The organism is Rathayibacter sp. AC451 (assembly GCF_979253095.1).
On record NZ_CEEDBD010000002.1, the window covers coordinates 126,493 to 139,725 of the forward strand.

Here is a 13,233-nt window from a genome sequence, read left to right on the forward strand (position 1 = left end):
ACCGTTCCGCGCAACGCGCCCCGCCGGTCCGGCTGGCGTCGACGGGTGAGCGCCCTCTCCGCGATGTGCCCGGAAGAACTGCCATAGCGTTAACAGTACGGCAGGACTAGCGCCGTCGTTACTGGTGCTGCGAAATCCATCGAGCGATCGTTGCGTCGAAGACTTCGGGGTCGACGTTGTACTCGGTGTTGTGAGCGGTCGCGGCCGTCTCGACTACTTCCACAGCGGGTGCGTTGAGCGTCGCGAACCGCTGAGAGACGTCCATCGGGAGGGTCGTGTCACCCGGCGAGTGGAACAAGAGGATCGGGCAGCCCAGAGCTGCGGCCCGAGGCTCGCGCACCCAGTCCAGGGCGTCGAAGTCGACCGGCTCGGGTAGGCCGACGAGACGGCTCGCGAGCTTGCTGCGCAGGCCGACGAGGCCGAGGATTGCGACCTGACGGGGCAGGCCGATTTCGACGGCTCCCTGCTCGATCGCCGTCTTCCAGTTCAGTGCCGGCCCAATGAGTACGAGGCCTGAGAGCAGGTCACGGCGGCTCGTGCGCTCCGCTGCGAGCAGTGCCACGCCGCCGCCGAGGGACCATCCGATGAGGACGATCTTGCGCGCGCCGTGGGCGGCCGCGTAGTCGATCGCCGCGGCCACGTCGGCCCACTCGCGCTGACCCAGCATTGAAGCGCTGCGAGGCACTGCCGGCCCGTCGCCGTCGCCGCGGAAGGAGACGACCAGGGAGGTGTATCCGAGGGCGGTCATCGCCGGCACGCTGCGCAGCGCGTGGATTCTCTTGGTGCGGATGCCGTGCACGTGGATCGCCCACGTGCCCTCCGGGTTCTCATCCGGGCCCATCTGCCACGCGGGGCAGTCGCCGAGAGGTCCGGGGATCAGGACCTCCACGTAGTCGGGGTCGACAGCTTCGGGTCCGGCGAAGACGTCGCCCTCGCAGATGACGGCCTTCTCGCCGGCGAAGCTCGCACCCCAGGTCGACTCAATGCGTCGGGTGATCGCTCCCGTCACCGAGTCGGTGTGGATCGGGCGACTGAGGGTCGCGTGACCGGTTCGGTCGGTGCGGAAGATGCCGAGGATGCCGGGAGCGATGGTCTTGCCGTCGACGGCCAGCGTCATCGTCTCCCCGTCCTGGTGCAGGATCGGGATCTGAGGCGGGTCGACCGGAAGCACGACTTGGCGGGCGGCGATTACCGAACCGATGACTCCTGCGACGGCGACGCCTCCGGCTGCTGCTGCTCCGACGATCAACTTGTTCATTCGTTCCATCCCATGCCTGCTGCTCGTAGTTCCCCGTCAATCAGTCGCTCGGCGCGACGGACGACTCCGTTCTCGCTGGTGTTCAATTTCATTGCGCCGACCATGACCGCATCAGTGACCCGCACTTGCAGCGTCATCAGCCGGACGAGCTTCTTCTCGCTATCCGTTCCCTCTCGAACGAAGGACATCGGAGGAGCGGAGATCTCCCGCGTCGTCAGCATCGCGACGAGGTTGCGGGAGCAGAGGTCCACCGCGATGTCCCGCACGGTTCGCCGCAGTGGGAAGCTGCAAAGGCCGGCGATGAGGAGCAGGATTCCGCCGAAGAACCCAGGAGTGAAGACGAGGTAGAGGACGTCCGTCACCGCGGACGAGTCGGGTACGTAGCGCGCGACGAGCATGCCGGCAAGCTCGCTGGCTGCAGCAATGATGATGAGCGCGGCGCCGACGGTGAAGGGCCAGTAGGCGCGCCGCGGGTATGTCGACACCGCCACGATCAGCCGCACGAAGAGGGCGACGAGCCCGAGCAGGTAGATGCCGCCACAGAGGATCATCGGAAGCTGCCCGACTTCCTCGTGCGAGAACTTGGGCGAGGTCGGCCCCCGGTCGATCGCTGCGAACGCGATCCCGTAGGCGAGGACCCAGGCGACGAGGAGTACGACGGAGCGCCAGCGGACATGGCCGACATCGGTGATCGCTTCCACCAGCAGCCACATCGCGGTACCCGCGGCAATGACCATCACGCAGTAATACCCGTTTGTTCCTCCCAGTAATCGATCGACGTCCTCGAGCGGGAAAGCAGGGAAAGCGCCGAGCGCGAGTAGACCGACCGAGCCGAAGCCGGCAGCCGCCCACGGTCGTGTGGGCGGACGGCGGCGGGCGAGGATCGCAACGAACCAGCCCAGGAAGTAGGCGGTGACGGCGAGGAAGGTCGCGGTGAAGAAGAAGCGTTCGATCGGGCTCACTTAGCCGAACCTCCGCTCTCCTGACCGGTAGCGCGGGTGCATCACCAGCGACACCATCAAGCGGGCGAACTCCTCCGCCTCTCCCTCGATGATGCGCCGCGTCGGCGCGACGTCTTCCCCGTCGAACACGAACTGCTTCGCGTGACGCACCGTGCTGTCGCCACTCGTGACACCCATGGCTGCGAAGTCGAACGTGTCGGGCAGTTGCACCTCGCTGGGCGGGTGACCGAGCAAGATGTGCGCGAGCTCGTGGAACACATTGAAGGTGCGGTAATACGCCTTCTTGTCGCTGCGAATGAGGATCTTGTACTTACTGGGAAGCAGCAGGTCATCGGAGACGGTCAGCGTCAGCGCGAGGTAGTTCTCCCAGGACGCGTCCCCGCCCTGGTACACCTCGATCTCGGCGCCGAGGACTTCCTCGGCGCGACGGATGACCGCTTCCTCGGTTGACAGCTCGCCTGCGTCATCCCCGGTGAAGATCTCAGCGAAGGCACGCTCAGCGGTACGGCGGATCTCGTTAGTCACGAGCCATGGGTCTTGCACAATTCTCCTCCCAGATCGCAGTAGCTACTCGCGTAGCGCTCGAATCGACGCGGCGATACCGCGAATGGCGGCCGGCGACAGGCTCCCTCCGAGCGAGCGTGCGGCCAACGTCTCGACTCCTTTGGACGCGAGCGCTCGGCGCAGTTCGAGATCGGCCTCGATCATGGCGGTGTCCTCAGACGTGGTCAGCTCGGTCAAAAACGCTTCCGGGACTTCGAAGTGCGACGCCAGGCGGGCGAGCTCGCTGCGCGTCACGCCGAATCGCGAATTCGCGCCCAACATCTCGGAGACTCGCGCAGCAGGGATTCCCGCGACGTCATCCTTTGAACTCGTGCCAGCCGGCAGGAGAACGCTCAAGCGTCTCGCGAACTCGGCACCGTTGGTGAGCACGACCACCTCGTCGACGTCCTCGGCTGGCGAGCCGAACTCGTCGGCGATCGTGAAGATGTCCGCGACCTTGACGCCGAGCACTCGGGCGATGCGCTCGAGGTCGTTGGTGTCGAACATCGCGTCACCGCGCATCCGCGCGTAGAAGTAGGTCAGCGTCATCTCAGTCCGGGCGGCGAAGTCCACATTGGACAGACCTGCCTTGCCCATCAGGGCCTTGATCGCCGCGTGGACGCGCATTGAGTACTCGGACGCGCCGTTGCCAGTTCTCGCTGCCATGTCGTCCACGGTAGTCCTGTGTCGGTAGCGACTGTTAGTTTCAACACTTCCCACGGGTACCGGCCGGAACGTGGCATCGGGAGCAGGCGGAGGAGGACGCGTGAACGACTCGCTAGCTGCTGTCGTGAACCTCGTTCGACAACGCGGCGGTTCCGCGCAGCTCGTCGTTCTTCGCGACGGCGAAGTGCTACTCGACCACTCCCAGGGGCACGGGCCGGACCATCTCTTCTGGTCGTGGTCGGTCAGCAAGCCGTATCTGAGCATCCTCGTGCACCAGCTCGCCGCCGACGGGATCCTCGACATCGACGCGGCGGTGTCCTACTACTGGCCCGAATTCGCTCGACACGGGAAGGGCGCGATCACCCTCCGGCAGGTGCTCCACCACAGAGCCGGCTTCTCGACGTCGCGAGGCCTCCTCGGCGACGCGCTCGCCATGACGAACTGGCGGCGCTCGATCCGCAACATCGAGAACGCCCGACTCAAGACGGCCCCGGGCGCCGTGCCCGCTTACCAGGTCTTCACCTACGGCCACATCTTGGGCGAGGTGATCCAGCGCGTCACGGGGGAACCGCTCAAGCGCGTGATGACCGAGACGCTGCTCGAGCCGCTCGGCGCCACGAACACGATGCTCGGCGTCGGCGAGAGCGACCTCTCCCGCTGCGTTCCTATCCGCAGCACTGTTCCGCTGGCAACGGCAGCATTGAACAGCCGGGCCGTCCGTACGGCCGTGATTCCCAGCGCGGGTATGTCCACGACCGCGAGAGATGCTGCGCGCTTCTACGAGATGCTGCTCAACGGCGGCCGAAACCGCACCGGGACACAGGTCATCTCACCGGAGATCCTGTCTCAGGCCACCGCTGCCAGTTCGACCGTCGCTGACGTCGACGGCTTCGCCCGCACCCCGATCCTCTGGGCGCACGGCTTCCAGCTCGGCGGCCGCACGCCCAGCCCCTTCCCGCCCCTCGGATCAGTCGTTAGTCCGCGAGCCTTTGGCCACAACGGGTCAAACGTCTGCGTCGCATGGGCCGACCCCGACCGCCGACTCGTCGTCGCCTACCTCACCAACTTGGTCGCCTCGAACGGCGCGCGTCACATGGCAGCCGTCTCCAACGCGGTTGCAGCAAGAGTTCGAGCCGGCCAACCAAGCTATTAACGAACCGCAGGTAGTATCGACTACGTTAGTCCGGCGGGAAAAGTGGAGCATGAGGAGGGCGTGGTCGAGATGACACCTAACGAACCCTCGCGGCCCGACCTCCTGGAGACGAACCACGAGGACAGCGGTAAACAGGTGATCAGAGGGATCTCGGCACTGCTCCAGGGTCCAGTCGGTGAACGCAACAGTGCGCTGGAGCTGGTATCCGGCGTTCGAGGAGTGAGACATCGGCTGCCGGATGATGCCAGAACGCGCGTTGCCCCATCGCTCGAACCCCGACCGGAGGCCGCGCACCCCTTGCTCGCCATAATCCCGGGATTGATCGACGATCGACACGGCGTGGCGCGCACAATCCCGGGATTAACTGACCACGCTGGCCGCATGGCACCGATCAAGCAGAAGCGACGCGCGCGCAACGGCGCCGTCACCGTGCCCGTCGAGGTTCAGATGCCACCCGTCCTCAAGGACGACGTCGACGGCGCTGCGAAGGCCTCGGGCGTATCTCGCTCGCTGTACTTCGAGCTTTTGCTGCAGCAGCTCCGCGACTCCACTGGGCACCTGCCCGTCTTGGCGCCCACGTTCGACATTGACCAGGAGGCGCATATTTCCGCCGCTTAGAAAGCGGCCCGCCGCGTGACGCGGCGGGCCGATCTAAGTTACGTGGTTCGAACCCTCACAGTTTGCCGACCTAGAGGTTCGATCCATCCAAAGTCACCAGCCCTCACGGGAGGCTTCTCCATGTCCAGCATCATACCTACGCCCCCAGGCCGAGCAACGCCGGCCTTCGTTTGTCGGCGTGTCGCGGCACTGTCATCCGACTCTGCTCGGGCGCCCTTCCAACCGCCTGCTGCCGCCGTAGCTTCGGCCTGGCGGTTCACAGACACGCCGGTACACGTCCCGGCAATGCATGCATTCGCTCGGAAGACTGCTCCCATGAGCGCAATCAAGGGTCGTGCAAAGCGAGCAGACAATGCTCCCACCGTGCTGCTTCAGGCGCGCGTCACTCCAGACGTACGCGAAGAAGTCAAGGCGGCCGCCGAGGCAAGTGGAGTCTCAGTGGCGTACTACCTCGACACTTTCCTGCGTGAGCTCGTTCAGATGAACGGTGCGCTCCCCCGCGTCGCAGCACCGCGACCCCAAGCAGAGGAGCTGCCGATCCCCGCCGCTTAAACGAAGGAGGCCCGCCGAAGCGGGCCTCACCAAGTTTCGTAGCTCGTACCCCGACACCGACCAAAGCAACGGGTCCGAGCTAATCAAAGTCACCACCCTCACGGGAGGCTTCTCTATGCCCGAAAGATTACACGACGGGCTGAGAGATTCAACGATGAATCTTTCAGCGAGCCGTCGCGGCTCGTCGACGACCACCGTTGACGCCTGGTCGCTGTCACGTCAGCTGAGCCCGCGCGACACCGTCCGGGTCATGCGCCGCGACGCCTACGGGCGCCTGAACGAGAACGCGTATCCGTCGGCGTACCTCGTCTCTGCCGTCGGTCCGAGCACCCCCTGGGCGATCTACCTCGCCGACGACGCTGGCATCTTCCGACTGCTCTGCTTCGACTTCGACGGCAAGGACTCGCACGGCGTCGACCCCGACCTCATGGAGCAGGCCGTCGACGACTGCGACGCGCTTTCCGCAGTGCTGCACGCCCACAACGTCCCGCACATCGTCTGCCAGTCCTCCGGAACGGGAGGACGCCACATCTGGGTCGGCCTTCAAAGCGGCGCATCCGCTGAACTCATCGCCCGACTGGCCGTTGCTGCTCGAGCGAACTACCGAACACTGGACCACGGCATGCTGCGCAACCCACGCACCGGCGCTGCACGGCCACCCCTCTCCCCCCATCGCGACGGCAGCGCATCGACGCTGCTGCGCGGACGCGCCGAGGATCTGCTGGAAGCCGTCGTGTCTTCGGCCTCGCTCGTTGAGGTGACGGAAGCTCTGGAAGCAATGAGCTCCCCTGTCCGCTCACTCGCGCTTGCTTCCACTGCAGCGGACGCGAAGCAGCGCCCCCAGCGCGGTCTCAGCGCTGCGGGCGCCGCGCGCATGGCGGCTGTCGGCGGTGGAGCAAATCCGTCATGGACGGCCTTCATGTGCCTGCTCTCCGCCGCACACGCTGGCTGGACACTGCCCGAAGTCGAGCATGCAGCTCGCACGGCGCCCGGCATGGAGCACTACCGGACCAAGAACACTGGCCGTGGCGGGCGCCGACCCCGCTCCCGTGAAGAAGCGGCAGAGCGGCTCGAGCGACAGTGGGAGAAGGCGCAGCAGTTTGCGGCTCTGCACGCCGTGCTGCCCTCCCCGCGTGAGCCTCGCGATCTGACGGAGCTCGAGGGCATCGTCGCGGCCGTCAGCGACCTTCTCGAACGATTCCGCGTGCATCCGGGCCGGTGGGGTCGCACCGAGCGCGCCGCGTCCGAGCGGACGATCCTCACCGCCCTGGCCTACCTCACCCTCCACACCGGCAAGCGCACCGTCGCCGCCTCCGTCCGAGATCTCGCACTGCTCTCCGGCCTCGGCCGCACCACAGCCGCCAGCGCCCTCCGGACGCTCCGCGAGGACGGCTACGTCCAGCTCGTCGCACGTGCCGAAGGAAGCAACGCGAGCGAATGGCGCTTGACCGGCACCTTTTCCACAAGCCCGAGCACAATCCGGACACAACCAGTTAATAACCCCCGCCCCCCCGGCCAGGTCTTCTCCGAGCGCGCGGTCTTCCTTGACCTGCTTGAGAAGGAACTCACCGATGCACGCCACGATCTCTTCACCCGCTCAGGTCTTGGACACCTCGCCGGGAAGGTCTACGCGCTGCTGAGACGCGAAGCATCCGTCACCGTCGACAGCACCGCCCGCATGCTCGGGGTGACCGCCCGCACCGCCGCCACAAGCCTTTCTCGCCTGCGCAGCCACCGACTCATCGTTAAGCACATCGACGGGTGGAGACGATCCCTTCGCGACTTGCGCACCACCGCAGCCCGAGCCCTCGGCATCGACGGCCTGCTCGAGGACCGCGCCTACCGCTACGGCATCGAACGCGAAGTCTGGGCCTGGTGGCAAGCCGAACTCGCCCACCGCTCCTCCGCACCAAGGGAACGCCCTCGACGCCCACACGTCACCAGCCGCCCCCTCTTCGAGGACTCCTCCGCTGGGGAACGTGTGTGGCCGCTCTACCCCCGCGACGCCGCCGGCCGCGGCGATCACCGAGAAGCCCTTCACTGGGGACGCACCGGCATGCTCGCCCCCGGCTCCCTCTGGTGGTCCTCCGTCGCCGCCTAACCGCGGAATCGACGGAGCTCGATCGGCATCGACGCGCCCGACCACTCCCCCGCCGTCCCGCAGAACCACCGAGCACGGGGGCATTGTCGGACCCTCCGACCTACACTCGACCGATATCGAACACATGTTCGAATGGTGCGGAGGTGTTTCGATGAGCGTGACGATCGTGGAGCGGATATCGATCCCCTCACTGGACACCGTGACGCTTGCATTCCTCGTCGCCGGCGAAGCAGTCGCGGCCGGGTTCCCCTCCCCGCGCAGGACTACTTCGACGGCTCCCTCGACCTCAACGACCACCTGATCCGCGACAAGACCTCCACATTCATCGTCCGCGTTTCCGGCGAGAGCATGATCGGCGCCGGAATCAGCGACGGCGACGAACTCGTCGTCGACCGCTCCCTCACCCCCAAGCACGGCAACGTCGTCGTCGCGATCCTCGACGGCGAACTGACCGTCAAACGCCTCGAGCTCTCCCCCAGCGGCGTGACCTTGCGCGCCGAGAACCCCGAATACCCGCCGATCCACGTCCCGGAGCTCAGCAACCTTCAGGTGTGGGGCGTCGTCACCGTCTGCCTGCACCACCTGCATCGTGCGCTCTGAGCGGCGCATCGGCTTGGTCGACGTGAACTCGTTCTACGTCTCCTGCGAGCGACTCTTCGACCCCAAGCTACAGCGCCGGCCCGTCGTCGTCCTCTCCAACAACGACGGCTGCGTGGTCGCCCGCTCCGACGAGGCCAAACAACTCGGCATCGAGAACGGCACCCCCTGGTTCAAGATCGAACCCCTCATCCGCTCCGGACGCCTCCCCGAAGTCATCGCCCGCTCCAGCAACTACGAGCTCTACGGCGAGCTCTCCGCCCGCGTCATGGAACTCCTCGGCCGCTACTCCGCCTGGCAGGAGGTGTACTCCATCGACGAATCCTTCCTCGGCGTGGACGGCAACGTTGCCGAGCGAGCCAAGATCGGCCGCGCCATGCGCGCTGCCGTCGCTCGAAATGTTGGCCTGCCCGTCTGCGTGGGCTTCGGACCCAGCAAGACCCTCGCGAAGTTCGTCAACAAGGGCGGCGCGAAGAAGCACCCGCGCCTCGGCGGGGTCTGCGACACCGACTGGTACACCCCCGAGCAGCTCGACGCGCTCATGGCCTCCCAGCACGTCACCGAGTTGTGGGGCGTCGCCGGCCGCACCGGGAAGCGCCTCGCGGAACTAAACATCAACACGATCCGCGACCTCCGCGACGCGGACCCCGCGCTCATCCGGAAGAAGTTCTCCGTCGTCCTGCAGCGCTCCGTCTACGAGCTGCGCGGCATCGACTGCATCCCCCTAGAAGCCGCCCGCACCGTACGCGACCAGCTGATCTTCTCCCGCTCCTTCGCCACCCCCGTGACGACGATCGCAGACATGGAGCAGGTGCTCTCCGTCTACGCCCAGCGCGCCGCGCACCGCCTCCGTGCGCAGGAGTCGGTCACGAAGACGATGAGCGTGTTCGCGTCGACGTCGCCGTTCGCGGACACGCCCTACGAGTCCGCAGGCGGCCTCGCCGGCTTCCCTGTCCCTACCGACGACCCGGTAACGATCGTCAAGGCCGCGATCGGCACGCTGCGGCCGCGGTTGCGCGAGAGAGCGCGGTACGTCCGGGCCGGCGTCATCCTCACCAACCTCTCCCCCAAGAACTCCCACGCCTTCCTCGACGTCTTCGATGCCGCCTTCGACACCAAGGGCCTCGGCGCCACCATCGACGCCGTGACCAAGCGCCACGGCCGCTCCGCCGTCGGCCTCGGACTCGCCGGGATCCGCAAGGGACCCGTCTGGACGATGAAGCGCGGCGCACTCTCCCCACGCTCCACAACCCACTGGGGCGAACTGGCGACGGCATTCGCGCACTGACCGCAGCTGCAGGCATGCGGAGACGTCAACCAGATTGCGGTATGAGTTCCGAACTCTCGAAGGTCCAGAACTACGGAGTCTGTAGGTTTGTAGCTCGTCGGGACCACGAAATCTGTATGTACCAGAGCCACGAACTTCGTAGGTCACGTCCCAAGACGGGAGCGCAATGCGACAAGAAGGACCGACGAGGGCACATATACAGAGTTACAGACTTCGGAGTTCTGTAGATCGTATACGTAGACGACGGGCCGAAGCTGCTGGCGATGGCAGCGGAGGACTCCGGCGCACCACCTGGCCCTGGTGGAACGAGCCGAACTCGAGCGCTAGAAGAGATCTGCTCCGTAAGCATCCGTCGATACGCCAGCCCCGCTCGGAGGACGACCAGGTGCGGCTTGGATCGTCGAGGGCAACGGCCAACCACACTCTGGAAGGCTCAGAACTACGGAGTCTGTAAGTTTGTAGCTTGTCGGACCACGATGTCTGTAAGTACCAGAGTTACGAACTACGTGGGTCACGTCGCGAGACGGGGGCGCAGCGCAACAAAGAAGACCGACGAGGGCACATATACAGAGTTACAGACTTCGGAGTTCTGTAGATCGTATACGTAGACGACGGGCCGAAGCTGCTGGCGATGGCAGCGGAGGACTCCGGCGCACCACCTGGCCCTGGTGGAACGAGCCGAACTCGAGCGCTAGAAGAGATCTGCTCCGTAAGCATCCGTCGATACGCCAGCCCCGCTCGGAGGACGAACAGGAGCGGCTTGGGTCGTCGAGGGCAACGGCCAACCACACTTCGTAAGTGACAGACTTCCGATGTTTGTGAGCTTCAACCGAACTTTGGTAGTCTGTAACTACGGAAGTGATAGGAGCATCTATGCGCATCGTGTCCCTGGCAAATCAGAAGGGCGGGGTCGGAAAGACGACGAGTTTGATGAACCTTGCGGCTGTCGCCGCTAAGAATGCGCGAGTCCTCGTGGTCGACGTCGACCCCCAACAGTCGACGACCATGTGGGCGGCTCGGGCGGGGAGCGGCTGCCCTTCGACTTCGCGGAGAACACCGACCCCAACACGCTCGTACGGCTGCGGGAGCTGCCGTATGACGTGGTGTTCGTGGATACGCCAGGGAACCTGACTGATACGGCAATCCTCGGAGCCGTTCTCGACGTCTCCGACTTCGCGATCGTGCCGATGGTTCCAGAAGCGCTTGCTGTCGATCCGACGCGCAACACGATCAGCAAGCTCATCGAGCCGCGAGACATTCCTTATCGAGTCTTGCTCGGCAAGGTGGACATGCGTGTACCGAACCTCCTCGAAGACTGGGTCAATCTCGTGGACGTAAGCCTCAAGCTCCCTCGCTTCAAGCAGCACATACGACAGTACAAATCGATCAGCGATTCACCGCTCACCGGAGACGTTGTGACGCAGTACCCAGACACCAGACAAACCGCCAACGCGATTTACGACTACAACGCGGTCGCCCTGGAGCTCACCTCCATCTGGGCGCACTCGACCCCGAGGAGCTCCTAATGGCCCGTCAGGACCTCAGCGCAATGCTGTCCACGCCAGCTCAGGCGAATTCGTCTCCTACCCTGCCCGTGGCAGCACCAGAGGCGGTGGAACCCGCCCCAGCGTCCAAGACAAGTCGGACGGGGGACGCCGCTCCGGCAGCTCGGCGGGATCCAGTGGAGGAAGCTGGCTACCGATCCTTCGCCAGGAAGGAGGCGAGAGTTCGAGACGATCAGTACACCGCACTGACTGCGCACGCGCGTCGACTCACGCGAACCAGGCCTGCCGGGACCGAGCGAATAACGGAGAACACTCTCATCCGAGTAGCGATCGATCTTCTTCTCGAGAAAAGCGATCAGATCGCGGGCGGGTCGGAGGCGGAAATTCGGAAGTCTGTTGGTCTGTAAGTAACAGACTCAGCGGGGAAGTCGTCCATGGCAGCCACCCTTGAGCAGGTCCTCCGCTTGGGCATCTCTACTGACCAGGATGGCCCTTCGATAGAATGATCTATAGGAGGTGGTTGCCATGTCGATCGCACAGACGCCCGATGGGGATACCGTTCGCCGGCTGCGCAGCCGTCAGGTCGTGACGAGAGTGTCGTACCTCCGGGAGCTGCGCCGCGCCGCGCAGGACACGACACAGACGCAGCTCGCGCGCCTGATCGGTATCTCCCAGCCCTCCGTCAACAGCGCCTTGAAGTCCGCGGCCGCCGTGCCGGACGTGCGCCCCGGGTTCTCCGGCGCCACCACGTACGAGATCGCCCAGCGCTACGACGCGGGCGAGCTGACGCGCGAGCAGACCATCGATGAGCTCGGCCGCTGGTCTTACCGGCCCGGCTCGCCCAGCGACGGCTTCGACTGGACGACCGCGGACGCGGGGAGTTCGAGGACGTCGGGCGCGCGTTCAGTGAGCACCTGATCGACGCGGAGATGTACGACGAGATCCTCACCCGCTACAGCGAGCAAGGTCGGTGACGGGCGAGGACTCGTCAGCGATCGCCGCGCACCGCGAGACGGTGCGTGAGTGGGCTCGGGCCGGCGGCCCGCTGAGCCCTGCCAGCGAGCGGGCGACGGTCAACAACCGAGACTGGTTCGTCCGCGACCCTGACGGCGTGGACCGCCCGCGCGCCGCGCGCCGGCAGCTGCACGACCGCCTGGTCGCCTCCTACCGCGATGAGTTCCCTGACGTCCGTGCAGAGCGGAAGGCGATCATCCTCGCTGGCCCGCCGGGGGCCGGGAAGTCGACCGTCCTCGCGGATGTGCTCGGCGCCGACCGCGGCGCGTGGATCACCGTCGACGCGGACGAGTTCAAGCGGGCCCTGCTCACCGAGGCGATCAAGGACGGCAGCTACGCCCGCGCGATCATGCCGCCCGAGGTCCGCGCCGCCGAGGCTGCGGGGGAGCGGTTCTTCCCGCTCGAGCTGGCCTCCCTCGTGCACGAGGAGTCCTCCCAGCTCGCGATCCGCGTCCGCAACGAAGCGGTGCGGGACGGGCTGAACGTCGTGATCGACACCGTGCTCTCCTCGCCCGAGAAGGCCGTCGAGCTGGGGCAGCGACTCGGGTCCGTCGGCTACAGCGTCGAGGTCATCGACGTGGAGGTCCCGTTCGAGCTGTCGGAGTCGCGGATTGCCGGCCGTTGGCAGCAGTCCTACGAACGCGCCCTCGACGGGGCCGACGAGCTCGGCGGCCGATGGGTGCCCAGCGAGTACGCCCGCGGCGTCTACGCCGGCCCTGACGGCCGATCCCTCCCCGAGGTCGCCGCCGAGCGGCTGGCCGAAACCGGACCGACCGTCATGCGCTACCGCCGCTACAGCACTCCCGCCGAAGGACAACCGCGCACGCTCGACGTCGACAAATCGCGCACCGCGTTCGGAGAACCCCTGATCGACACGACCCTCGCGCAAGCACGAGCGACCGTCACCCGCAGCTTCCCCACGTCGCCGGCGCAGGCGCCGGACCGCGGCGACCGAAGCCGCTAGACCCACTGCCGG

The 13,233-nt window shown here is 65.9% G+C and carries 12 protein-coding genes and 1 pseudogene; 9 read left to right on the plus strand and 4 right to left on the minus strand.

What is annotated here, in order from left to right:
• Window positions 1–118 precede the first annotated feature (118 nt).
• Genes AC0CID_RS19795 through AC0CID_RS19810 form a run of 4 tightly spaced genes read right to left on the minus strand, consistent with a single transcriptional unit; the run spans window position 119 to window position 3,438 of the window.
• On the minus strand, window positions 119–1,258 hold the full coding sequence (locus AC0CID_RS19795; protein ID WP_243592690.1) for an alpha/beta hydrolase family protein: 1,140 nt from the start codon (window positions 1,256–1,258) through the stop codon (window positions 119–121).
• Window positions 1,255–2,220, minus strand: a complete 966-nt coding sequence (locus tag AC0CID_RS19800; protein WP_465228255.1) for a hypothetical protein — start codon at window positions 2,218–2,220, stop codon at window positions 1,255–1,257. The genes AC0CID_RS19795 and AC0CID_RS19800 overlap by 4 nt, the downstream gene beginning before the upstream one ends.
• A complete protein-coding gene (locus AC0CID_RS19805; protein WP_465228256.1) occupies window positions 2,221–2,745 on the minus strand; it encodes a hypothetical protein in 525 nt (174 codons plus the stop codon).
• A gap of 42 nt (window positions 2,746–2,787) precedes the next feature.
• Window positions 2,788–3,438, minus strand: a complete 651-nt coding sequence (locus AC0CID_RS19810) for a helix-turn-helix domain-containing protein (protein WP_243592687.1) — start codon at window positions 3,436–3,438, stop codon at window positions 2,788–2,790.
• Window positions 3,439–3,529: 91 nt separating this feature from the next.
• Here AC0CID_RS19810 and AC0CID_RS19815 point away from each other — a divergent pair, with 91 nt between their 5' ends.
• The 9 genes and pseudogenes from AC0CID_RS19815 to AC0CID_RS19855 all read left to right on the plus strand — a co-directional run bounded on the left by AC0CID_RS19815 (window position 3,530) and on the right by AC0CID_RS19855 (window position 13,221).
• Window positions 3,530–4,582, plus strand: a complete 1,053-nt coding sequence (locus AC0CID_RS19815) for a serine hydrolase domain-containing protein (RefSeq protein WP_465228257.1) — start codon at window positions 3,530–3,532, stop codon at window positions 4,580–4,582.
• A gap of 60 nt (window positions 4,583–4,642) precedes the next feature.
• The gene (locus AC0CID_RS19820; protein ID WP_465228258.1) at window positions 4,643–5,200 is read left to right on the plus strand and encodes a hypothetical protein; all 558 of its coding nucleotides are present in this window, start codon (window positions 4,643–4,645) and stop codon (window positions 5,198–5,200) included.
• A 315-nt stretch (window positions 5,201–5,515) separates the two neighbouring features.
• Window positions 5,516–5,752 carry a hypothetical protein gene (locus AC0CID_RS19825; protein WP_243592685.1) on the plus strand — a complete coding sequence of 79 codons (237 nt, stop codon included), beginning with the start codon at window positions 5,516–5,518 and terminating at the stop codon, window positions 5,750–5,752.
• 154 nt (window positions 5,753–5,906) lie between these two features.
• Window positions 5,907–7,853, plus strand: a complete 1,947-nt coding sequence (locus AC0CID_RS19830) for a helix-turn-helix domain-containing protein (protein WP_465228259.1) — start codon at window positions 5,907–5,909, stop codon at window positions 7,851–7,853.
• Between the two features lie 151 nt (window positions 7,854–8,004).
• A pseudogene (locus tag AC0CID_RS19835) lies at window positions 8,005–8,453 on the plus strand (LexA family protein).
• Window positions 8,443–9,738 carry a Y-family DNA polymerase gene (locus tag AC0CID_RS19840; RefSeq protein ID WP_465228260.1) on the plus strand — a complete coding sequence of 432 codons (1,296 nt, stop codon included), beginning with the start codon at window positions 8,443–8,445 and terminating at the stop codon, window positions 9,736–9,738. Before AC0CID_RS19835 ends, AC0CID_RS19840 begins: the two are co-directional and overlap by 11 nt.
• A 1,007-nt stretch (window positions 9,739–10,745) precedes the next feature.
• Window positions 10,746–11,264 (plus strand): P-loop NTPase family protein, encoded by a 519-nt coding sequence (locus AC0CID_RS19845; RefSeq protein WP_465228318.1) that lies wholly within the window; start codon window positions 10,746–10,748, stop codon window positions 11,262–11,264.
• A gap of 504 nt (window positions 11,265–11,768) precedes the next feature.
• Complete coding sequence (locus AC0CID_RS19850; RefSeq protein ID WP_465228261.1) at window positions 11,769–12,161, plus strand: helix-turn-helix domain-containing protein; 393 nt, start codon at window positions 11,769–11,771, stop codon at window positions 12,159–12,161.
• Between the two features lie 193 nt (window positions 12,162–12,354).
• Window positions 12,355–13,221, plus strand: a complete 867-nt coding sequence (locus AC0CID_RS19855) for a zeta toxin family protein (protein ID WP_465228262.1) — start codon at window positions 12,355–12,357, stop codon at window positions 13,219–13,221.
• Window positions 13,222–13,233: the final 12 nt, after the last annotated feature.